The following is a 21,291-nucleotide window of genomic DNA, read 5'->3' as shown; positions in this document are numbered from 1 at the left end:
AGGATTGATGATGGAACTCAATAGCATCAAGCCTGCAGCAGGTGCCAAGCATGCCAAGCGCCGTGTCGGCCGCGGCATCGGCTCCGGCCTGGGCAAGACTGCCGGCCGTGGTCACAAGGGCCAGAAGTCGCGTTCGGGTGGCTACCACAAGGTGGGCTTCGAAGGCGGTCAAATGCCTCTGCAGCGCCGTCTGCCCAAGCGTGGCTTCAAGTCGCATCTGCTGAAGTTCAACGCAGAAGTGACCCTGTCCGCTCTGGAACAGCTGGGCCTGGCCGAAGTCGATCTGGCAGCTCTGAAGCAAGCCGGTCTGGTTGGTGAAATCGCAAAGGTGGTCAAGATCATCAAGAGCGGTGAAATCAGCAAGGCTGTCAAGCTCAACGGCATCGGCGCTACCGCCGGCGCCAAGGCTGCCATCGAAGCTGCCGGCGGCAGCATCGCCTGATTAATGATCTGAAAGAAGACATCCGTGGCTACTAGCGCAGCTCAAATTGCAAAAACCGGAAAATTCGGCGATCTTCGCCGCCGTCTGGTTTTTCTGTTGCTCGCGCTGGTCGTTTACCGCATCGGGGCTCATATCCCCGTGCCGGGCATCGATCCAGCGCAGCTGCAGCAGCTGTTCAATGGCCAGCAGGGCGGCATTCTCAATCTGTTCAACATGTTCTCGGGTGGGGCGCTGTCGCGCTTCACGGTGTTCGCACTGGGGATCATGCCGTACATCTCGGCATCGATCATCATGCAGCTCATGACCTATGTGGTCCCTACATTCGAGCAGCTGAAAAAGGAAGGTGAATCGGGTCGTCGCAAGATCACCCAGTACACCCGCTATGGCACTCTGGGCCTGGCGATTTTTCAGTCCCTGGGAATTGCCGTGGCTCTGGAAAGCTCCGCAGGTCTGGTTCTGAGCCCCGGTTTCGGCTTCCGCCTCACGGCGGTGGTCAGCCTGACGGCCGGCACCATGTTCCTGATGTGGCTCGGTGAACAGATCACGGAACGTGGTCTGGGCAACGGCATCTCGATCCTCATCTTTGGAGGTATCGCCGCAGGTCTGCCGAGCTCCATCGGTGGTCTGCTGGAGCTGGTGCGCACCGGTGCCATGAGCATCCTGGCCGCGATCTTCATCGTTCTCGTGGTGGCAGCCGTGACGTACTTCGTCGTGTTTGTCGAGCGGGGACAGCGCAAGATCCTGGTGAACTATGCGCGTCGTCAGGTGGGTAACAAGGTGTATGGCGGTCAGTCTTCGCACTTGCCGCTGAAGCTGAACATGGCGGGGGTCATTCCTCCCATCTTCGCTTCCTCGATCATCTTGCTGCCGGCGACCGTTGTGAACTGGTTCAGTGCAGGGGAATCCATGCGCTGGCTGAAGGACATTGCTAGCACGCTGACCCCCGGTCAGCCGATCTATGTGATGCTCTACGCCACCGCCATCATCTTCTTCTGCTTCTTCTACACGGCCCTGGTGTTCAACAGCCGGGAAACCGCCGACAACCTGAAGAAGAGTGGTGCCTTCATCCCCGGGATCCGTCCCGGTGACCAGACGGCCCGCTACATTGACAAGATCCTGGTTCGCCTGACCCTGGCTGGTGCGGTGTACATCACATTCGTGTGCTTGTTGCCCGAGTTCCTGATCCTGAAGTACAACGTCCCGTTCTACTTCGGTGGTACATCACTGCTGATTATTGTGGTGGTGACCATGGACTTCATGGCCCAGGTGCAGAACTACATGATGTCGCAACAGTACGAATCGCTCCTCAAAAAGGCGAACTTCAAAGCGACACTTGGCAATTGAACTAAGTGATGGGCCTGGCCGGCGGTGCCGGCGGGTCCAGTAAGAGTTAGTAGACGCCCATTCGATCTATCCATCGCGGGCATGTTTCCCGGTCGATAGGCCGTAACGGATGTAGAGTTTTAGGAGAATGAAATGAGAGTTTCGGCTTCGGTCAAAAAAATCTGCCGTAACTGCAAGATCATCCGCCGCAAGGGTGTGGTGCGAGTGATCTGCACGGACCAGCGCCACAAGCAGCGCCAGGGTTGATAGGAAAGTTTGAGGACGAATAATGGCACGTATCGCTGGCATTAACATCCCGCCGCATCAGCACGCTGAAATCGGCCTGACCGCTATCTATGGGATCGGTCGCACCACTGCACGCAAGATCTGCGAAGCCGCTGGCATCGCATATTCCAAGAAAATCAAGGAACTGACTGACGGCGATCTGGAAAAGATCCGCGATCAGCTGACTTCCCTGACGCTGGAAGGTGATCTGCGTCGCGAAACAACGATGAACATCAAGCGTTTGATGGACATCGGTTGCTATCGCGGTTTCCGTCATCGTCGTGGCCTGCCCATGCGTGGTCAGCGTACCCGCACGAATGCACGTACCCGCAAGGGTCCGCGCAAGGGTGCCGCGGCTTTGAAGAAATAAAGAGATTGAAAGATCACTATGGCTAAGTCTCCCGCAAACAACGCTGCACAGCGCGTTCGCAAGAAAGTCCGTAAGAACATTTCGGACGGCATTGCCCACGTGCACGCTTCGTTCAACAACACGATCATCACCATCACCGACCGCCAAGGCAACGCTCTGTCGTGGGCCTCGTCGGGTGGCCAGGGCTTCAAGGGTTCGCGCAAGTCGACTCCCTTCGCTGCCCAGGTGGCTTCGGAAGTGGCTGGTCGTGCTGCCATCGAACAGGGCATCAAGAACCTGGACGTCGAAATCAAGGGTCCCGGTCCCGGCCGTGAATCCTCGGTTCGCGCCCTGGGCGCCCTGGGCATCCGCATCACTTCCATCGCGGACGTGACGCCGGTTCCCCACAACGGCTGCCGCCCTCAAAAGCGCCGTCGTATCTAAGCTTTTTCACCAAGCCCACCGCCGCCCAGATGTGTAACATCGCGGGCGGCTCCCGTGCTTGTGCACGGCAGATGACACAAAGGAAATCAAGTGGCACGCTATATCGGCCCCAAGGCCAAACTCTCCCGCCGTGAAGGCACTGACCTGTTCCTGAAGAGCGCACGTCGCTCGATCGCCGACAAGTCCAAGTTCGACACCAAGCCCGGTCAGCACGGCCGCACTTCCGGTCAGCGTACTTCCGACTTCGGCCTGCAGCTGCGTGAAAAGCAGAAGGTCAAGCGCATGTACGGCGTGCTGGAAAAGCAATTCCGCCGCTACTTCGAAGCCGCCGACAAGAAGAAGGGCAACACCGGTGCCAATCTGCTGTCGCTGCTGGAGTCGCGTCTGGACAACGTGGTGTACCGCATGGGCTTCGGCTCGACCCGCTCGGAAGCGCGTCAGCTGGTGTCGCACAAGGCCATCACGGTCAACGGCCAATCCGTCAACATCCCTTCCTACATGGTGAAGGTGGGTGACGTGGTCGCGGTACGTGAAAAGTCCAAGAAGCAGGCCCGCATCGTCGAAGCCCTGCAACTGGCTGGTCAAGTCGGTTTCCCCGCATGGGTGGAAGTGTCGGCCGACAAGGCTGAAGGCACGTTCAAGAAGTCGCCTGACCGCGACGAGTTCGGTGCAGACATCAACGAATCCCTGATCGTTGAGTTGTACTCGCGTTAATTCCGCGCAGCGACATTTCTGTAAAACCGTCCCCCAGCCGCGAGGCATCGCGCTGGGGTGCTTCACCAGCCTTACCGGTGTAACGAGCCGGGGGTATTGAGAGGAAGTCTGCATGCAAACCAATTTGCTGAAGCCCAAGACGATCAATGTCGAGCAGCTTGGCCACAATCGCGCCAAAGTTGTTCTGGAGCCGTTTGAGCGTGGCTACGGCCATACGCTGGGCAATGCCCTGCGCCGTGTCCTGCTCTCGTCCATGGTGGGTTACGCAGCGACGGAAGTGACGATTGCTGGTGTGTTGCACGAGTACTCGTCCATTGACGGTGTCCAGGAAGATGTGGTCAACATCCTGCTGAACCTCAAGGGTGTGGTGTTCAAGCTGCACAACCGCGACGAGGTCACGCTCTCCCTGCGCAAGGATGGCGAAGGCGTCGTGACGGCGCGCGACATCCAGACGCCCCACGACGTGGAAATCATCAACCCTGATCATGTCATCGCCAACCTGTCGCAAGGCGGCAAGCTGGACATGCAGATCAAGGTCGAGAAGGGCCGCGGCTATGTGCCCGGCAATGTGCGCCGCTATGGCGACGAGTCCACGAAGTCGATCGGCCGCATTGTGCTGGACGCTTCGTTCTCGCCCGTCAAGCGCGTGAGCTACGCCGTCGAATCGGCCCGCGTTGAACAACGCACCGACCTCGACAAGCTGGTGGTGGAGATCGAAACCAATGGTGCGATCACTGCCGAGGACGCCGTGCGCGCCTCCGCCAAGATCCTGGTGGAACAGCTCGCCGTGTTCGCTCAGCTGGACGGCGGCGATATCGCCAGCGTCTTCGATGCTCCGGCCGGTGGCCGTGGTGCCGCAACCGCCTTTGATCCCATCTTGCTGCGTCCCGTGGACGAGCTGGAACTCACCGTGCGTTCGGCCAACTGCCTCAAGGCAGAGAACATCTACTACATCGGCGACCTGATCCAGCGTACCGAAAACGAGCTGCTCAAGACCCCCAACCTGGGTCGCAAGTCGCTAAACGAGATCAAGGAAGTCCTGGCTTCCCGCGGTCTGACGCTGGGCATGAAGCTGGAGAACTGGCCGCCTGCTGGCCTGGAAAAGCGCTAAGCACTATAATTGCGGGCTCTCCTTTTTGGAGAGCCTCAGTGCCTCGGGCAGTACCTGATACGGCTGCCCGAATTAATCAACAACTTGCGCAAATTCGGTTGAGGCAAGCTGCAGATCCGGTAACGGGTCCAGGCTTGCATCCTTGTTTGCGCAAGCCCTAATTACATATTTTAGGAATAAAGCACCATGCGTCACGGTCACGGCCTCCGCAAACTCAATCGCACCTCTTCGCACCGCCTGGCGATGCTGAAGAACATGATGAATTCGCTCATCGAGCACGAAGCCATCAAGACCACCGTTCCCAAGGCCAAGGAACTGCGCCGCGTGATCGAGCCCATGATCACCCTGGCCAAGGTCGACACCGTTGCCAACCGCCGCCTGGCATTCGACCGCCTGCGCGACCGCGACAGCGTGACCAAGCTCTTCAACGAGCTGGGCCCCCGCTTCGCAAAGCGTCCTGGTGGCTACACCCGTATCCTGAAGATGGGCTTCCGCGTGGGCGACAACGCCCCCATGGCCTTCGTGGAACTGGTCGAGCGCGCTGAAGAAGGCGCCGCCGAAGCCAAGGCAGCTGAATAATCTGCTATAATTTTGGAATACCGCGCGATGGAGCAGTCTGGTAGCTCGTTGGGCTCATAACCCAAAGGTCGGAGGTTCAAATCCTTCTCGCGCAACCAAATTGAAAAAGGCTACGACAGTTGTCGTAGCCCTTTTTTCATGCCCTCGCGCCAGGGCAAAGGCCAGGCAGACAGCCCGGCATCAGCCGCCCAGCTGGTTGCCGATGCGCTGGCCCAGCCGCAGGCGCACGCGGTGGGCGATTTCCTGGGCGGCATCGGGGCTGAGCACCTCGCTGATGTGCAGCAGCTCGGTGTAATGCATGTACAAGAGGCCGCGCAGGGTCTTGAAAGCGGCCTCGTGGTCGCCGCCGCAGACGCTGGCGTCATCGGCCAGCACGCGCTCCACCACGCCGGCCTGCAGCAGCGGGATCTTGCAGATGACGGCGTGGCGGGCGATCTCCAGGTCGATCTCCTGGAGCCGGCATTCCCATTCCTCGGGCAAGAATCGGTTGGCTGGCATGTCGGCTTTTCTCCTTTTTTCACTGCATGGGTACACCGGGGCGAAAGGCACCCGGTCTGGGGATGCTGTCATGTGAGCGGGGCTCGGTGGCCTGGGTCGCCAGGTTTACTGGCCCGGCCTTGATGCCTGTCAAACTTCGGTGGCGCAGGCGCCCGCTGGAAGCCGGGCTCATGCTGCACTGCATCATGATGTCAGTCATGCGGCGCGGCCGCCAGTGCCCGTGCAGGCTGGTGGGCTTTTGCTCCCGGCAGGCCATGCTCTCTCGGCGCCGCTCCGGCAACGCAAAGGATCCACATGCTCGAGAAGATTGCCTCGCTGTTCCGCTACTTCAAGTCGGCCGTGCCGTTCCGGCTGGTGCCGGCGCTGATCGCCACCGCCGTGCTGTTCGGGCTGCTGCTGGTGCCCGTGCCCGAGGGGCTGACGCCCAAGGCCTGGCAGCTGGTGGCCATTTTCCTGACCACCATCGTGGCCATCATCCTCAAGGTCATGCCCATTGGCGTGATGGCCTTGATGGCCATCGTGATCGTCTCGCTGTCCCAGGTCACGTCTGGCTCGTCCAAGGGCGCAGTCACCGATGCGCTGAGCAGCTTTTCCAGCCCGCTGATCTGGCTGATCGTGGTGGCCATCCTGATCTCGCGCGGCCTCAAGAAGACGGGGCTGGGCAACCGCATCGGACTGATGTTCATCGCGCTGCTGGGCAAGCGGACCATCGGCATCGGCTACGGCCTGGCGATCTGCGAGCTGGTGCTGGCACCGTTCACGCCCAGCAACACGGCGCGCGGCGGCGGTATCGTGCACCCCATCATGAAGTCCATCGCCAATGCCTTCGAGTCGGACCCGGCCAAGGGTACGCAGGGCAAGGTGGGCACCTATCTGGCCCTGGTCAACTACCACGCCAATCCCATCACCTCGGCCATGTTCCTGACCGCCACGGCGCCCAATCCGCTGGTGGTGGACTTCGTGGCCAAGGCCACGGGCCAGGCCCTGCACCTGAGCTGGACCACCTGGGCGCTGTACATGCTGCTGCCGGGCCTGCTGTGCCTGCTGCTGATGCCGCTGGTGATCTACCTTCTGTCGCCTCCCGAACTCAAGGCCACGCCCAATGCCGTGGAGTACGCGCGCAGCGAGATGGCACGCATGGGGCCGCTGTCGGGCAAGGAGCGCGTGATGCTGGGCACCTTCGGCCTGATGCTGCTGCTGTGGGCCAACGTGCCGCAGATGCTGTTCGGGCCTGCCTTCACGCTGGACCCGACGGTGGTCGCCTTCCTGGGCCTGTTCGTGCTGATCATCACGGGCACCATCGACTGGGATGACGTGCTGTCCGAGAAAAGCGCCTGGGACACGCTGGTGTGGTTCGGCGCCCTGGTCATGCTGGCCGAGCAGCTCAACAAGCTGGGCGTGGTGTCCTGGTTTGCCGTGGGCATGAAGAACGCCATCGTCGCCAGCGGCCTGGACTGGCTGCCGGTGGCGGCCATCCTGGTGGGCGTGTTCGTGTTCTCGCACTACCTGTTCGCCAGCACCACGGCCCACATCAGCGCCATGATGCTGGCCTTCCTGACCGTGGGCGCCCAGCTGATTCCTGCCGACTATGTCGTGCCCTTCATGCTGATGATGACGGCCGGCTCGGCCATCATGATGACGCTGACCCACTACGCCACCGGCACTTCGCCCATCATCTTCGGCAGCGGCTACGTCACGCTGGGCAACTGGTGGCGCGTGGGCGCGGCCATGTGCGTGATCGAGCTGCTGGTCTTTGCCGTGGTCGGCAGTGTCTGGTGGAAGCTGCTGGGCCTGTGGTGAGGGCGGCCGCCCTCATGCGGTGGTCCGTGGCTCGCCCAGCGACAGCATGAGCCGGTTGGCCCAGTTGAAGAAGGCCGTGCCGTGCAGCACATCGGAGATGGCGGCATCGTCCAGGCCGGCGGCGCGCAGCGCATCGATGTGGGCGGGCTCCAGCGCAGGCGGCGTCTGGGTCAGCGCCACGGCCGCCGTGACGATGGCGTTCCAGCGCGGTCCCAGGTCCGTGCCCGGACCCTCGTCGAGCAGGCGCTGCACGTCGCCGCCCCGGCGCGAGAAGTGCGTGGCAAAGCGCGCATGGACCGAGGCGCAGTAGATGCAGCCATTGGCGCGCGAAGTGGCAGCGGCCGCCAGCTCCCGCTCGGCACGCGGCAGGCCGGCGTCGGGGTTGTAGAAGATGTCCTTGTCGGTGCGCGTGCGTGCGCCCAGCGTGTCGGGGTCGCGCGCCAGCAGGCGGAAGTAGGGGGACTGCGCGCGTGAGGCATCGACCAGGCCTGCATGGTGGCGTTCGGTCAGCTCGCTTTCGTCCAGCGGCTCAATCCATGGCAGCCAGTCGAGCTGTTCCTGAGTGAAGACCTGGGGAGCGGCGGAGTTCGTTGAGGTCATGGCTGGGCTTGCAGGGTGGGTTGATGGGCTGCCGGGGACGCGGGGCGTGCAGTCAGCACGCGCAACCCCGCGACCACGCGGATCTGGAAGGACAGGAAGGACGCCAGCTGGGACACGATGACGATGTCCGTCTCGCTCCAGCCCGCCTGTTGCAGCGCCTGCAGGGCCCCGGCGCTGGCGTCGCGCGGGTGGTAGGCCAGCAGGTGCGCATGGGCCAGCGCCGCGGCCAGGCGCGCGCCCAGCAGCGCGGCATGGGCCGGGTCCACGGCATAGGCGGGGCCGCTCTGGTCTTCGCGGCTCAGCGGGCCTGCCGGGTAGCGGCCGTACGGCCCGTGCGGGCCGCTGCCGGGCTGAAGGCTTTGTGCACGGCCCCGCACGACTTCGGATGCCACGGCGGCAGCCAGTTCCGCATCTTCGGCCGCCAGTGCCTTCGCATAGAAGGCGGCGCTGCGCGGCTCGCCATGCAGCCCGGCCGTGAAGGCGGCCAGGGCCAGCCGCTCGCGCAGCGAGACCGTGCCGGGCACGGGCTCGGCGGGCGTGAACAGGGCGGCAAAACTCTGCTGGGCCTGCGTGCGCGCCTCGGTGCGGTGGCGGCGCACGCGGTCCAGGGCGCTGCCGGGGGTGATGCCGGCGAGGTGGTCGATGACGTCGTCCGGAAAACGGGGCTGTACGGTGGTGTTCATGGTCATGCGGCTTGCAGCAGTCCGGCCCGGGCTGCGGGGAGGGAAGAGGGTGCCTGCAGATCTGCACGGCGCCAGCCCAGGGCTGGTGCCACATGGGCGGCCGTCAGCTCGATGGAGCGCAGGATGGCGTCGTGCGGCGGGTCGATGGAATGCACCTGGAAGACGATGTCGCTCACGCGCGCCAGCGCCGTGTCGGCGCGCAGCGAGGCGATGACCTCGTCGGGCGTGCCCACATGCACGTCGTAGGCGGCGATGAGATCGGCCAGCGGCGCCTGCGGATCGACGCGGGCCGCCCACTGCGAGGGCTGGGCGGCATGGCGCCGGGCCACGCGGCGCAGGCCGGCCTCGGCCCAGCGCAGCGCATCGTCTCGGCGGTCGGCCACGAACAGCGTGCGCGAGCCCAGGATGCGCGGCGCCCGCCCCGCGGGCAGGCGGGCAAGGTAGGCGTCGATGATGGGGTTCTGGATCTCAGACAGCGTGGCCTGCGGCGCGCCTTCGGGCCGTGGCTGGGTGCGCGACAGCATCAGGCCGTCGCCGTTGGCCCCGGCCCGCGCGCCGCCCTCGGCCGAGAACGTGGCCTGCCAGACGCGCTCCAGCAGCTGCGGCGCGGCCGGGTACAGGTGGACGCCACCGGCCAGCGCGCGCCCGGCCCAGGCGTCCTGCAGCACGCCGAAGTTGCGCGCGAAGACGGCGCCGCGCTCGGCGCTCTGCACGCCAAAGGCCTCGAAGGATTCGGCCGTGCCGCCCGTGCCCAGGCCCACCTCCAGGCGGCCGCCGGTCAGCAGGTCCAGCACTGCCGCATCCTCGGCCACGCGCAGCGCGTTTTCCAGCGGCAGCGTGATCACGCCCGTTCCGATGCGGATGCGCCGCGTGCGCGCCGCCACATGGGCCAGGAAGACGAAGGGCGAGGGCAGGCCGCCCTCGCTTTCATGGAAATGGTGCTGGGCTACCCAGGCCGAGTCGAAGCCCTGGGCCTCGGCATGGGCGATCTGCTCGGCCACCAGGCGGTAGCGCTCGCCGGCCGGCACATCGTCGAGCAGGCGGCTGAAGAAGCCCAGGCGCGGGCCGGTGCGGGAGCCGTGGCCACGGTTGGTATCAGGCGGGGTGAGGGACAAAATCAATGCTCCTTTTGCCGGGAATGGCGTCCATGAGTTCGCGTGTGTAGTCGCTGGTGGGGCGCTGGAACACCTCCTCCACGCTGCCCGCGTCCACCACCCGGCCCGCGCGCAGCACCGATACCGTGTCGGCAATCTGGCGCACCACGGCAAGGTCGTGCGAGATGAAGAGATAGGTCAGCCCCAGGTCCTGCTGCAGCTGGGCGAGCAGGGCCAGGATCTGCGCCTGCACGGTCACGTCCAGGGCCGATACGGCCTCGTCCAGCACCAGCACCTGCGGCTGCAGCACCAGGGCGCGCGCAATCGCCACGCGCTGGCGCTGGCCGCCCGACAGCGCATGCGGGCGCCGCGGCAGCACGGCGGCCGGCAGGCCCACGCGCTCCAGCATGTCGTGCACGCGCCGGCGGCGCTCATCGGCCGGCAGCGGGTCGAAGTTCAGCAGGGGCTCCTCGATGATGTCGAACACGCTCTGGCGCGGGTCCAGCGAACTGAACGGGTTCTGGTAGACCAGCTGCACGCGGCGGCGCAGCTGGCGCAGGGCCTCGCCGCGCAGGCCCGTGACCTCGGTGCCTTCGATGCGGATGCGGCCCGCCGTGGGCCGGCCCAGGCCCACGATGGCGCGGATGGTGGTGGTCTTGCCCGAGCCCGACTCGCCCACGATGGCATGCGTGCTGCCCCGGCGCACGCGCAGCGACACGCCGTCCACGGCGCGGAAGATGCCGCGCCCGTGGGCGGAGGCATGGCCAGGCGCCGCGAACTCGTGCACCAGGTCCTCGACCTCGATGGCCCAGTCATCGGCCGTGGCGGGCCTGGGCGTGCGGCGCGGCGCGGGCGCCAGCGAAGGCGCATCGGCCAGCAGCCGCCGCGTATAGGCGCTTTGCGGATTGCGCAGCAGCTCCAGCGTGGGGCCCTGCTCCTGGATGCGGCCGCCCTGCATGACGACCAGGCGGTGCGAGCGGTCGGCCGCCACGCCCAGGTCATGCGTGACCAGCAGCACGGCCGTGCCGGTCTCGCGGCGCAGCGCGTCGATCAGGTCCAGGATGCGCCGCTGCACGGTCACGTCCAGCGCGCTGGTGGGCTCGTCGGCAATGATGAGGGCGGGCCGCAGCGCGATGGCGATGGCGATCAGCACGCGCTGGCGCATGCCGCCCGACAGTTCGTGCGGATACTGGCGTGCGCGCAGCGCGGGCTGGGACAGGCCCACGCGGGCCAGCAGCTCCAGCACGCGTGCCTCCACGGCCGTGCGGTCGCGCAGTCCGTGGATACGCAGGATCTCGCCCACCTGGTCGCCCACCGTGCGCACGGGGTTCAGCGACATGGTGGGGTCTTGCGGCACCAGGCTGACCACGCGGCCGCGGATGGCGTTCCAGCGTGCGGCCGGCCAGCCCGAGACCTCGGTGCCCTGCAGGCGGATGCTGCCGTGCTCGCGGTGGCCGTTGTCGGCCAAAAGGCCGATCACGGCCTGGGCCGTGGTGGTCTTGCCCGAACCCGATTCGCCGACCAGGGCGACCACCTCGCCCTGCGCCACGGAAAACGACACGCCGTGCACCACGCGCTGTGCCTGGCCTGCGGCATCGCGGTAGGCCACGGCCAGGTCCTGCACTTCGAGCACGGGGGCGGTGGTTGCCACCGCTGGTGCGGCGTGGATGCGTTCCTCGATGGCGGCGCTCATGCAGGCCTCCGTGCGAAGGCCGTGGCGATGCGGTTGGCCGCCAGCACCACGGCCACCACGATCAGGCCCGGCGCTGTGGTCAGCCACCAGGCGGTGGCGATGTAGTTGCGGCCCTCGGCGATCAGCAGCCCCCATTCGGGCGTGGGCGGCGGCGCGCCGTAGCCCAGAAAACCCAGCGTGGAAATCGCAAGGATCGCCGAGCCGAACTGCAGCGCCGCCATGGCGATGACCGAGGTCGGCGAGTTGGGCAGCACATGGCGCCACAGCACGGCGGCAAAGCGCCCGCCGCTGCCGAAAGCGGCCTCCACGTAGTCGGAGCGGCGCACGCGCACCACCTCCGAGCGAACCAGGCGCGCGAAGCTGGCCACCGAGACCACGCCCACGGCAATGGCCGCGTTGATGGTGCCAAAGCCCAGCACGATGATGATGGTCAGCGACAGCAGCAGCGAAGGCACGGCCAGCAGCACATCGACCAGGCGCATCAGCGCATCTTCCGTGCGCCCGCCCGTGGCCCCGGCCAGCAGGCCGATCAGCGTGCCCACGGCCAGGCCCACGCCCACGGCCACGAAGGCGCCCGACAGCGAATGCACGGCGCCATGCACCACGCGCGCCCACAGGTCGCGCCCCAGCGCGTCCGTGCCCAGCCAGTGCGCGGCGCCGGGCGCCAGCAGCTGCTGGCCGGCCTGGCCCGCGATCGGGTTCTGGTGGGCAAACCAGCCGGGCGCCAGCGCCCACAGTGCGGCCACGGCAATCACCAGCCAGGCCAGGGCCAGCGTGGGTGGCAGGCGTTTCAGGGGTTGCAGGCGGGCCGGCAAGGCGAAGCTGCGGCGCGGGGCGGCTGGCGCAGGGGCCAGGGACGGCGCTGGCAGCGCCGTGGGAATGGGAGTAGGAGTGGCGGGCGCGGCCTGGGCATCCAGGGCCGGGGAAAGAGCGCTTGAGACGGCAGTGTTCATGGCCGGTTCTCCACGGAATGGCGCAGGCGCGGATCAAGCAGCGGGTACAGCAGGTCCACGGCGAGGTTGATGAGTACGAAGGCGGCGGCCGAGACGACCACCACGGCCTGGAGCACGGCCGTGTCCTGGTTGCCCACGGCCTGCTGGGTCAGCGTGCCCAGGCCATTGAGGCCGAACACGGCCTCCGTCACCACGGCGCCGGCCAGCAGCTCGCCGAACAGCACGCCGGCAATGGTCAGCGTGGGCAGCAGGGCATTGCGTGCCACATGGCGCAGCAGCACCCAGCGGCGCGAGGCGCCCTTGGCCCGTGCCACGGCCACGAAGGGTTGGGCCAGCACGGCGTCGATATTGCGCAGCAGCACTTGGGCCAGCGGCGCCGAGATCGGCACGGCCAGGGTCAGCGTGGGCAGCACCAGTCCTTCCCAGGGGCCGGGATTGATCACGGCGATCCAGCCCAGGCGGAACGACACCACCTGGATCAGCATGATCCCCAGCCAGAACACGGGTACCGAGACAAAGACCGAGGGCAGCGAATACAGCGCGTTGCGCAGCCAGACAAAGGGCGCCAGGCTGGCAGCCGCCGCCAGCGCCACGGCCAGCAGCGCGGCTGCGGCAAAGCCCAGAGCCGCGAGCTTGAGCGTGGGCGGCAGGCTGGTGGCCAGGCCCTGGCTCACCGGCACGCCGGCCTGCAGCGAATAGCCGAAATGGCCCGTGAGGAACTGGCCCAGCGTGTGCAGGTACTGCTGCCACACGGGCTGGTCCGAGCCGTAGGCGGCGCGGATGTCGGCAATCTCCTGCGGGCCCAGGCCCAGCTCGGGGTTCAGGAACTTGATCAGCACGGCATCGCCCGGCAGCAGCTGCAGCAGGATGAACGAGACCGTGAAGGCCGCCCACAGCACCAGGGCGGCCTGGGCGATGCGGCTGAGCAGATAGCGGCGCGGCATGGGAGCGGTTCCTCAGGGTGCGATCCGGTCAGCGCCTGGCCAGCCAGGTGCTGTAGAAGCTGGGCCGGCCCACGGCCTCGAAGCCCACGTCGCGCACCCAGCCTGCGCCCGCAAAGGCCTGGGGTTCCTCGAAGATGGGGATCACATAGGCCTGGTCGATCAGGTAGTTCTGCACCTCGCCGGCCAGCGCCAGGCGCCTGGCGGCATCGGTCTCGGCCGCGATGGCGTCGAACAGGCCGTTGAGCCTGGCGTCCTCGAAGGACTTGACCTTCTGGCTCACGCCGCCCTTTTGCAGCAGCACGTTGCGGTTGGTCGGGTAGTAGTTGCTCTTGATCACGTCGGGATCGGCGCGGCCCACCATGCCGGGCAGCACGCCGGTCTTGTCGGGGTCCAGCGTGTCCACCGCGCGGCTGCCCGCGTCGCCCGACAGCACGTTGAGCTTGATGCCCAGGCGGGCCCACTGCTGGGCCACGAGCTGCAGCGTCTCCTTGTTCTGCGGCTGGGGCAGGGACTCGTAGGTGGAGAGCACGAAATCGCGGCCGTCCTTCTGGCGCAGGCCGTTGGCGCCCAGCGTCCAGCCGGCCTCGTCCAGCAGCTGTTTCGCCTTGGCCTCGTCATAGGCCAGCTTGGCCGACAGGTCCACGAAGCCGGCCGCCGTGGAGGCAATCACCGAGCGCGCCTGCGGATAGCGCGGCGAGAACAGCGTCTCCACGATCTCCTTGGCGTTGGTGCCATGCAGCAGGGCCTGGCGTACCCTGAGGTCGGCCACCAGGGCGTTGTCGGGGCGGATGGCCACGCTGTTGTTCACGCCGCGCGTGGGCGGGGCGTAGATGCTGAACTTCTGGTCCTCGACGCGCTTTTCGTCATAGGCCTGGATCTGGCGGATCAGCCCGGCCTGGCCGGCCAGCAGCGCGCCGATGCGCACGCTGTCCTCGGGCGTGACGATGAACTTCACCTCGTCCAGCCGCGCGCGGCCCTGGTGGGCCAGCTTGGCGGGACCCCAGGCGTAGTCCTTGCGCACCTTGAGCACCAGCTCCTTGCCCAGCGTCTCGCTGGCCACCACGAAGGGGCCGGAGCCGATGATGCGCGTGGCGTCGCCCAGCTCCTCGAAGGGGCGGTCCAGCGTGGCCGGCGAGACCAGGCCCGAACCGATCACCGAGGTGCCCTGCAGGAAGCCCGGCGAAGGCTTCCTGAAGAAGAACTTCACCGTCAGTGGGTCGACCACTTCGCTGCGCTCGTAGTTGTTGATCACCTCGGACACGGGCTGCTTGAGCGCCTTGTTGCCCAGGCCGTAGGTGTCGAAGTTGCGCGCCACGGCCGCTGCGTCCAGCGGCGTGCCGTCGGAGAAGGTGACGCCGGGCCGCAGCTTGAAGCGGTACTCGGTGGCGTCGGCATTCACGGTCCAGGACTCGGCGATCCAGGGCTGGATCTCCAGCGTCTTCGGGTCCTGGTAGGTCAGCTTGTCGGTGATCTGGTTGAGCACGCCGCCATTGGGATAGAAGCCCCCGGCCGGCGGATAGAGGTTGGTATGGGCCTGCTGCTCCAGGTAGACCAGGGTGCCGCCTTCCACGGGGCCAGCAGCCGCGCCCGCCTGGGCCGTATCGGCCTGCCTGGAGCACGCCGCCAGCAGCAGGCTGCTGCCCGCCAATACCGCTATCGCGGCCTTCCATGCCGCCTGACCCGCCTTCGATTGGGAAAACACGTTCGTACCTCGCCGCCGCTGGGGCGCTGAAAAACAAGACTGCCGGCCACAGGACCGGCTCCATGTTTTTCATGCTATCGATGGCAAATATTTGCGTTCATATATCGAGTTGCATCGTTATTTGGAAAACGACTAAGGGATGGGGCCCCGCATATCTGCCCAGTGCATAAGCGCAGACGGATTCGTTTGTTTGCCGCGCATGCGGCGGTCCCAACAATGGGCTGGTACTTCCTTCACCGAAAGCCCGTCCATGAGCCATCTCAACGAATACCTCGCCGAAAAGCGCGCCGCCGTGCTCGCCCGCAGCGCCGCCGTCGCGGCCGGCACGGCCCAGCCCGCCCACCTCAAGGCCCATGTGCGTGCCGAGGGCCGCAGCGGCGTGCGCCGCCTGCGCATCCGCGAGCACCAGGTCATCAGCGACAGCCCACCCGACTTCGCGGGCTACAACCTCGGCCCCAGCTCGCCCGAGCTGCAGCTGGGCGTGCTGGGCACCTGCGTCACCCACATCTTTCTGATCCAGGCGGCCGAGCGCCAGGTGCCCGTGGAGAGCCTGGAGGTCGAGGTCACGGGCATCATCGACCCGCGCGGCGGCAAGCCCGGCCACGAGGCCACGCCCATCTGGCCGCATGAGATCGGCTACACCGTGCACATCGACTCGCCCGCCAGCCGCGCCGAGATCGATGCGCTGTTCGAGGCCGTGGAGCGCACCTGCCCCATCCTCAACCTGCTGCGCAATCCGCAGAACATCCGCGCCGAAGTGCGCCACACCGACTCCAGCGCCGCCGCGCGCCTGGCGGCCTGAACACCGTGCGAAGCACCCCTGCCATGACCTTGCCACTCGACCACATCGTCATCGCGGTCCAGGACCTGGAACGCACCATTGCCGACTACACCGCGCTGGGCTTCAACGTGCTGCGCGGCGGCGAGCATCCGGGCCGCTCCACGCACAACGCCCTGGTGGTGTTTGCCGACGGCGCCTACTTCGAACTCATCGCCTGGCGCGCGCCCGCGCCCGAGGAACGCTGGTGGCAGCAGCTGCAGCGCCATGGCGAGGGCATTGTCGATTTCGCGCTGCTGCCCACCGAGACCGGCGCCGTGGTTTCTGCCGCCCAGGCGCGCGGGCTGGACTACGAGGCGCCCTACGAAGGCGGCCGGCTGCGCCCCGACGGCGCGCAGCTGCGCTGGCGCAATGCACGCGCCCGCAGCCAGGACCTGCCCTTTCTCTGCGGCGACCTCACACCGCGCGCCCTGCGCGTGCCTGAGGGCGATGCGCGCGTGCATGCCAACGGCGCCACCGGCGTGGCCCGGCTGCACGTGGCCGTGCATGACCTGCGGGCCAGCCTGGCGCGCTGGCGCGCGCTGCTGGGCGAGGGCGCCGACATCGGCGAGGCCCGCCTGTCGGCCGATGGCGGCGCCTACCGCGCCTCGCTGAAGCTGGGGGGCACGGGGCCGGGCGCCACCGAGCTGGTGCTGTCTGCCCCAGCCCAGGGCGTGGCCACGGGCGCCCTGGGCCACCGGCTGGCCACGCGCGGCGAAGGCCCTTATGCGATCGGGCTGGACGTGCGGCGGACTGCGCCTGCACGGGCACTGGACGAGGCCGCCACGCATGGCGTGCGCATCGTGCTCGCCCAGGATTCCCTGCCCCGGGAAACCGCTGCCGCCTAGGCGAAATGCGTGGGCGCTAGAATGGCGCCCCGCTGACACCCATGCCCACTCCGGTGGGCGTTTTCGTTGCAGCCGCTGCAGCCTTCGCAGGCTGCCGTGGCGCGGCGCCGCTTGCCATGACGACTGCTTCCTCTCCTGCCACGCTGGGCATAGATTTCGGTACCTCCAACTCCGCCATGGCCTGGCGCGCGCCCGGCCAGCCCGCACGCCTGCTGCCGCTGGAAGGCGATGCCTGCGGCATGCCCACGGCGCTGTTCTTCCATACGGATGAGCACAGCACGCATTTCGGGCGCGACGCCATGGCCCAGTACCTGGATGGCGAGCCGGGCCGGCTCATGCGCTCGCTCAAGAGCCTGCTGGGCAGCGCGCTGCTGCAGGAAAAGACGGCCGTGCACGACCAGCTGGTCAGCTACCAGGATGTGATCGGACTGTTCCTTCGCCGCGTAGCCGACCGGGCGCGTGCCTCGCTGGACGGGCGCCTGCCCGAGCGCGTGGTGCTGGGCCGGCCCGTGCACTTCGTGGATGACCATCCCGAGCGCGACCGCCAGGCCCAGCAGGCCCTGGCCGACGCCGCGCGCGCCGCCGGCCTGGGCGAAGTGGATTTCCAGATGGAGCCCATCGCCGCCGCGCTGGACTACGAGCAGCGCCTCACGCAGGAATCCGTGGTGCTGGTGGTGGACATCGGCGGCGGTACCTCCGACTTCACCGTCGTGCGCCTGGGGCCCGAGCAGGCCGGCCGCCGCGACCGCCGCGACGACATCCTGGCCACCAGCGGCGTGCACATCGGCGGCACGGACTTCGACCACCGGCTCAACCTGGCCCAGATCATGCCGCTGCTGGGCTACCGCCACACCGGCCCCAGCGGCCGCGAAGTGCCCAGCCGCGTGTTCTTCGACCTCTCGACCTGGCACCTGATCCAGTGGCTGTACTCGCCCAAGGCCCTGGCCGAGGCGCGCAACCTGCGCACCGACTACAGCGACCAGCGCCTGCACAAGCGCCTGATGGACGTGCTGGAACTGCGCGAAGGCCACCGCCTGGCCGCCGTGGTGGAGCAGGCCAAGATCGAGGCTTCCACGCGCCATGCCGAGTCGCCCATCGAACTGGGCTGGCTGGAATCGGGCCTGTCCGCCGCCATCTCGCCCGAGGTGCTGCACGAGCAGCTGCAGGGCCCGCTGCAGCAGGTCGTGGCCTGTGCCCAGGATTGCCTGCGCCTGGCCGGCGTGGCGCCCCAGGCGCTGGACGCCATCTACCTCACGGGCGGCTCGTCGGCCCTGCGCACGCTGCGCGATGCGCTGCGAGAGGCCTTCCCCGGCGTGCCGCAGGTCGAGGGCGACCTGTTCGGTGGCGTGGCCACCGGCCTGGCGTATGCATAAGTCCCCCTGAGCGGCTGCGCCGCTTCCCGTTGCACGGCGCCCCCTCTCGCTACGCGGGGGGCGTACGGGCAACCGGCGACACCCTCGCGGCGGGGCGGCGCGGCCGGCGTAGGCCCTTGCTCGGTGTCCCTGAGGGTGAAGGCCACTGTGGTGCTGCCGCCTTGGGCTTAATCCTCTATCGGGTCCTCCTCGGCGGCCTGCTTGATCGCCAGCGCGGCGTCATAGAGGCGGTTGCGCGGTGCGCCCGTGATCTCGGCGGCCAGGCGCACGGCCGTCTTGGTGGGCAGCTCGGCCAGCAGCAGGCGCAGCACGCGCAGGGCGTCGGCGTCGGCCTCATCGCCACCCAGGGCCACCGGGTGCAGCACCACGGCGAACTCGCCCTTGCTGCGCTGGGGCACGGCCTGCAGCCAGGCCGGCAGCGCGCTGGCGGGCATGGTGGCAATGTCCTCGAACTGCTTGGTGATCTCGCGCGCCAGCGTCACCGGGCGCTCGCCCAGCGTGGCCAGGGCGGCGGCCAGGTCGGCGATGCGGTGCGGCGCCTCCAGCAGCACGGTGCAGCGCGGCTGCAGCGCCAGTTGCTGCACGGCGGCCAGGCGCTCGGCCGACTTGGTGGGCAGAAAGCCCGCGAAGACGAAACCTCCCTCGCCCTGCGAAGGCGTGACCGCGCCGGCCACGCTGATGGCGGCCGTGATGCTGCTGGCGCCGGGCAGCGGAATGCAGCGCAGGCCTGCCGCCTGCACGGCCGCGCACAGGCGCGCGCCGGGGTCGCTGACGCCGGGTGTGCCGGCATCGCTGACATAGGCGATGCGCTGGCCCTGCTGCAGCCGCGCCACGATCTGCTGGGCCGCCTCGGCCTCGTTGTGCTGGTGCACGGCCAGCAGCTGGCTGCCGGGGCGGTCCAGTCCATAGGAGCGCAGCAGGCCCTGGGTGTGGCGCGTGTCCTCGCAGGCCACGCAGTCCACCAGCTGCAGCACATGCAGGGCGCGCAGGCTGATGTCGGCCAGGTTGCCTATGGGGGTGGCCACCACGTAGAGGGCGCCCTGCGGATAATGCTGGGATGCCGCAGCATCCTTGGCTGCGCCCAGCGCGGTGGCGAAAGAGGTAGTCAATGGGTTTCCTTGCGAAAAAGCCGGCAGGCGCGGGGCCGTCTGCCCTCACGACCCGGCACCGGGGCCAGCAGGCCGAGGATGCGGCGCTGGCCCATCTGCAGGCGGCCGGCCTGCGTCTGGTCGAGCGCAATTATCGGACGCCGGGGCGCGGCGGCGGCGAGATCGACCTCATAGTGCAGGCGCGCGACGGCACCGTGGTCTTCGTCGAGGTGCGCAGCCGTGGCACGCGCGCCTTCGGCGGTGCCGGCGCCAGCATAGGCGCCACCAAGCAGCGGCGCATCGTGTTTGCCGCGCGCCACTACCTGATGCGATGGGCCGCGCCGCCGCCGTGCCGCTTCGACGTGGTGCTGGTCGAGCCTGGCGCCGGGCCTGCCGTGCAGTGGCTGCAGGCCGCCTTTGACGCCGAAGGCGCCTGATCCGTTACCGCTGCAGCACAAATAACGCCTGGCTACGAAAGACTTCAGGGGCGGCAGTTATCATCGGGCCTCCATGCTTGAGCAACGTATCCAACAGCATTTCATCGACAGCGCCGACCTGAAATACCAGGCCGCCCAGGCGCTGAGCCAGCCCATTGCGTCAGCGGTACAGGCCATGCTGGCCTGCGTGACCAGCGGCGGCAAGGTCCTGGCCTGCGGCGCTGGCGCCTCGGCCAGCGACGCCCAGCTCTTCGCCGCCCTGTGCGTGGCCGGTTTCGAGCGCGACCGGCCCGAGCTGGCCGCCGTGGCCCTGGTGTCCGACGGCGGCCTGCTGGGCACCGTGGGCGCCACGGGCTCGGGCGGCAACGCCACCCAGTACCTGGCGCGCCAGATACGCGCCCTGGGCCAGCCCGGCGACCTGCTGCTGGTGCTGTCCGCCACGGGCAACGACGTGGCCGTGCTGGAGGCCCTGGATGCCGCCCATGAGCGCGACATGATGGCCGTGGTGCTGACCGGCCGCACGGGCGGCTCCCTGGCCGGCCGCGTGCGCGAGACCGATGTTCTGATCTGCGTGCCGCACGACCGTGCGGCGCGCGTGCGCGAAACCCATACGCTGGTGCTGCACTGCCTGTGCGACGGCGTGGATGCCCAGTTACTTGGTGAACAGGAGATGCCTCTATGAAGTTCCGTTGGTCCCGCGCCGCCTGCGGTGTGCTCGCCGTTGCGTCCCTGGGCGCCGCCCTGTCGGGCTGCGTCGCCCTGGTGGGCGGCAGCGCCGTGATGGCCGGCATGTCGGTGGCGGACCGCCGCACCACCGGCACCCAGGTGGAAGACCAGGGCATCGAGCTGCGCGCCAACAACCGCATCTCCGAAGTGCTGGGCGACAAGGCCCATGTCAACGTCACCAGCTACAACCGCCAGGTGCTGCTGACCGGCGAGGCCGGCAACGAGGCCGACCGCCAGACCATCGAGAAGCTCGTGCGCGAGCAGCCCACGGTGCGCAATGTCTTCAACGAAGTGGTGGTGGCGCCCTTCACTTCCACGCTGAGCCAGCGCTCCAAGGACACCCTGATCACCACCCAGGTCAAGGCCAGCCTGCTGGACGCCAAGGACATCCAGGCCTCGGCCTTCAAGGTCGTGACCGAGAACAAGGTCGTCTTCCTGATGGGCATCGTCACCCCGCGCGAAGCCAAGCGCGGCGCCGAGATCGCCCGCGGCATCAACGACGTGACCAAGGTCGTGCGCGTGGTGGAAGTCATCTCCGAGGACGAACTGGCCCGCATGCAGCCGCAGTCCGCCCCCGTGGTCACCGACGACTCCGGCAAGGCCGCCGCAGCCAGCGCCCCCACCAGCCTCTCGGAAAGCAGCCTGTCCACCCCCGCAGGCGCCACCGCCACCCCGGTGAAGTGATCACCGCCGCCTGAAAGCAAAAGCCGGAACATGTTCCGGCTTTTTGTTTTGGACATAGGAAGATCTCGTTCCTCAGGGCATAGCACTTGAATCTGGCAGGGCCT

Annotated in this window: 24 protein-coding genes and 1 tRNA gene; 16 read left to right on the top strand and 9 right to left on the bottom strand. The window is 67.4% G+C overall.

Translation table 11 applies throughout. The annotated features are described in order from the left end of the window. The first annotated feature begins 10 nt into the window (after positions 1–10). The 9 genes from rplO to PO605_RS04315 all read left to right on the top strand — a co-directional run bounded on the left by rplO (position 11) and on the right by PO605_RS04315 (position 5,345). A complete protein-coding gene (rplO, locus tag PO605_RS04355; RefSeq protein WP_016449179.1) occupies positions 11–442 on the top strand; it encodes a 50S ribosomal protein L15 in 432 nt (143 codons plus the stop codon). A gap of 24 nt (positions 443–466) precedes the next feature. Further along, positions 467–1,786, top strand: a complete 1,320-nt coding sequence (gene secY / locus PO605_RS04350) for a preprotein translocase subunit SecY (protein WP_012202974.1) — start codon at positions 467–469, stop codon at positions 1,784–1,786. A gap of 132 nt (positions 1,787–1,918) precedes the next feature. Further along, positions 1,919–2,032, top strand: a complete 114-nt coding sequence (rpmJ, locus tag PO605_RS04345; RefSeq protein ID WP_003050535.1) for a 50S ribosomal protein L36 — start codon at positions 1,919–1,921, stop codon at positions 2,030–2,032. A gap of 22 nt (positions 2,033–2,054) precedes the next feature. Beyond that, positions 2,055–2,420: a 30S ribosomal protein S13 gene (gene rpsM / locus PO605_RS04340; protein WP_012202975.1), complete on the top strand. Its 366-nt coding sequence runs from the start codon at positions 2,055–2,057 to the stop codon at positions 2,418–2,420. Between the two features lie 18 nt (positions 2,421–2,438). Then, the gene (gene rpsK / locus PO605_RS04335; protein WP_012202976.1) at positions 2,439–2,843 is read left to right on the top strand and encodes a 30S ribosomal protein S11; all 405 of its coding nucleotides are present in this window, start codon (positions 2,439–2,441) and stop codon (positions 2,841–2,843) included. A gap of 90 nt (positions 2,844–2,933) precedes the next feature. After that, positions 2,934–3,557 carry a 30S ribosomal protein S4 gene (gene rpsD / locus PO605_RS04330; RefSeq protein ID WP_012202977.1) on the top strand — a complete coding sequence of 208 codons (624 nt, stop codon included), beginning with the start codon at positions 2,934–2,936 and terminating at the stop codon, positions 3,555–3,557. A gap of 112 nt (positions 3,558–3,669) precedes the next feature. Further along, positions 3,670–4,668 (top strand): DNA-directed RNA polymerase subunit alpha, encoded by a 999-nt coding sequence (locus PO605_RS04325; RefSeq protein WP_012202978.1) that lies wholly within the window; start codon positions 3,670–3,672, stop codon positions 4,666–4,668. Positions 4,669–4,854: 186 nt separating this feature from the next. Then, on the top strand, positions 4,855–5,247 hold the full coding sequence (gene rplQ / locus PO605_RS04320; RefSeq protein WP_012202979.1) for a 50S ribosomal protein L17: 393 nt from the start codon (positions 4,855–4,857) through the stop codon (positions 5,245–5,247). 21 nt (positions 5,248–5,268) lie between these two features. Continuing rightward, positions 5,269–5,345: transfer RNA gene (locus PO605_RS04315), tRNA-Met, on the top strand. An 82-nt stretch (positions 5,346–5,427) separates the two neighbouring features. On the opposite strand, the gene PO605_RS04310 is transcribed toward PO605_RS04315, so the two are convergent. Then, on the bottom strand, positions 5,428–5,745 hold the full coding sequence (locus tag PO605_RS04310) for a hypothetical protein (RefSeq protein ID WP_016449180.1): 318 nt from the start codon (positions 5,743–5,745) through the stop codon (positions 5,428–5,430). A 294-nt stretch (positions 5,746–6,039) separates the two neighbouring features. Between PO605_RS04310 and PO605_RS04305 the strand changes: the two genes are divergently transcribed. Then, positions 6,040–7,545 carry a DASS family sodium-coupled anion symporter gene (locus PO605_RS04305; protein WP_272206136.1) on the top strand — a complete coding sequence of 502 codons (1,506 nt, stop codon included), beginning with the start codon at positions 6,040–6,042 and terminating at the stop codon, positions 7,543–7,545. Between the two features lie 12 nt (positions 7,546–7,557). Here the strand turns inward: PO605_RS04305 and PO605_RS04300 are convergent, their stop codons facing one another. From PO605_RS04300 to PO605_RS04270, 7 genes are read right to left on the bottom strand one after another with little or no spacing between them, the layout of a single operon-like run. After that, the gene (locus tag PO605_RS04300) at positions 7,558–8,145 is read right to left on the bottom strand and encodes an alkylhydroperoxidase domain protein (RefSeq protein WP_016449182.1); all 588 of its coding nucleotides are present in this window, start codon (positions 8,143–8,145) and stop codon (positions 7,558–7,560) included. After that, positions 8,142–8,834 carry a CMD domain protein gene (locus PO605_RS04295; RefSeq protein ID WP_016449183.1) on the bottom strand — a complete coding sequence of 231 codons (693 nt, stop codon included), beginning with the start codon at positions 8,832–8,834 and terminating at the stop codon, positions 8,142–8,144. The genes PO605_RS04300 and PO605_RS04295 overlap by 4 nt, the downstream gene beginning before the upstream one ends. Continuing rightward, positions 8,831–9,943: a putative FMN-dependent luciferase-like monooxygenase gene (locus PO605_RS04290; RefSeq protein WP_272206135.1), complete on the bottom strand. Its 1,113-nt coding sequence runs from the start codon at positions 9,941–9,943 to the stop codon at positions 8,831–8,833. Before PO605_RS04290 ends, PO605_RS04295 begins: the two co-directional genes overlap by 4 nt. Further along, positions 9,924–11,615 carry a dipeptide ABC transporter ATP-binding protein gene (locus PO605_RS04285; protein WP_272206134.1) on the bottom strand — a complete coding sequence of 564 codons (1,692 nt, stop codon included), beginning with the start codon at positions 11,613–11,615 and terminating at the stop codon, positions 9,924–9,926. Before PO605_RS04285 ends, PO605_RS04290 begins: the two co-directional genes overlap by 20 nt. Further along, complete coding sequence (locus tag PO605_RS04280) at positions 11,612–12,568, bottom strand: ABC transporter permease (protein WP_272206133.1); 957 nt, start codon at positions 12,566–12,568, stop codon at positions 11,612–11,614. Before PO605_RS04280 ends, PO605_RS04285 begins: the two co-directional genes overlap by 4 nt. Then, positions 12,565–13,512: an ABC transporter permease gene (locus PO605_RS04275; RefSeq protein WP_047473056.1), complete on the bottom strand. Its 948-nt coding sequence runs from the start codon at positions 13,510–13,512 to the stop codon at positions 12,565–12,567. The genes PO605_RS04280 and PO605_RS04275 overlap by 4 nt, the downstream gene beginning before the upstream one ends. A 28-nt stretch (positions 13,513–13,540) precedes the next feature. Continuing rightward, complete coding sequence (locus tag PO605_RS04270; protein WP_043789191.1) at positions 13,541–15,214, bottom strand: TIGR04028 family ABC transporter substrate-binding protein; 1,674 nt, start codon at positions 15,212–15,214, stop codon at positions 13,541–13,543. A gap of 250 nt (positions 15,215–15,464) precedes the next feature. On the opposite strand from PO605_RS04270, the gene PO605_RS04265 reads away from it, so the two are divergent. The 3 genes from PO605_RS04265 to PO605_RS04255 all read left to right on the top strand — a co-directional run bounded on the left by PO605_RS04265 (position 15,465) and on the right by PO605_RS04255 (position 18,252). Further along, a complete protein-coding gene (locus tag PO605_RS04265; protein ID WP_013804436.1) occupies positions 15,465–16,016 on the top strand; it encodes an OsmC family protein in 552 nt (183 codons plus the stop codon). A 23-nt stretch (positions 16,017–16,039) separates the two neighbouring features. Next, positions 16,040–16,879, top strand: coding sequence for a VOC family protein (locus PO605_RS04260; protein ID WP_160851578.1), 840 nt, complete (start codon positions 16,040–16,042; stop codon positions 16,877–16,879). A 116-nt stretch (positions 16,880–16,995) separates the two neighbouring features. Continuing rightward, entirely contained in the window at positions 16,996–18,252 is a 1,257-nt protein-coding gene (locus tag PO605_RS04255) for an Hsp70 family protein (RefSeq protein WP_016450731.1), read from the top strand. 167 nt (positions 18,253–18,419) lie between these two features. Here PO605_RS04255 and rsmI read toward each other — a convergent pair whose 3' ends face one another. Beyond that, positions 18,420–19,361, bottom strand: a complete 942-nt coding sequence (rsmI, locus tag PO605_RS04250; protein ID WP_012202992.1) for a 16S rRNA (cytidine(1402)-2'-O)-methyltransferase — start codon at positions 19,359–19,361, stop codon at positions 18,420–18,422. Between rsmI and PO605_RS04245 the strand changes: the two genes are divergently transcribed. The 3 genes from PO605_RS04245 to PO605_RS04235 all read left to right on the top strand — a co-directional run bounded on the left by PO605_RS04245 (position 19,361) and on the right by PO605_RS04235 (position 21,187). Beyond that, entirely contained in the window at positions 19,361–19,777 is a 417-nt protein-coding gene (locus PO605_RS04245) for a YraN family protein (protein WP_016450729.1), read from the top strand. The two genes, rsmI and PO605_RS04245, sit on opposite strands and share 1 nt — an antisense overlap. 73 nt (positions 19,778–19,850) lie before the next feature. Then, a complete protein-coding gene (locus tag PO605_RS04240) occupies positions 19,851–20,459 on the top strand; it encodes an SIS domain-containing protein (RefSeq protein ID WP_016451992.1) in 609 nt (202 codons plus the stop codon). Next, positions 20,456–21,187, top strand: a complete 732-nt coding sequence (locus PO605_RS04235) for a BON domain-containing protein (RefSeq protein WP_016451991.1) — start codon at positions 20,456–20,458, stop codon at positions 21,185–21,187. Before PO605_RS04240 ends, PO605_RS04235 begins: the two co-directional genes overlap by 4 nt. The last annotated feature ends 104 nt before the right edge of the window (positions 21,188–21,291 follow it).

The organism is Delftia sp. DT-2 (genome assembly GCF_028401915.1).
Classification (GTDB): domain Bacteria; phylum Pseudomonadota; class Gammaproteobacteria; order Burkholderiales; family Burkholderiaceae_C; genus Comamonas; species Comamonas tsuruhatensis.
This window is presented reverse-complemented; position numbering and strand designations above follow the sequence as displayed.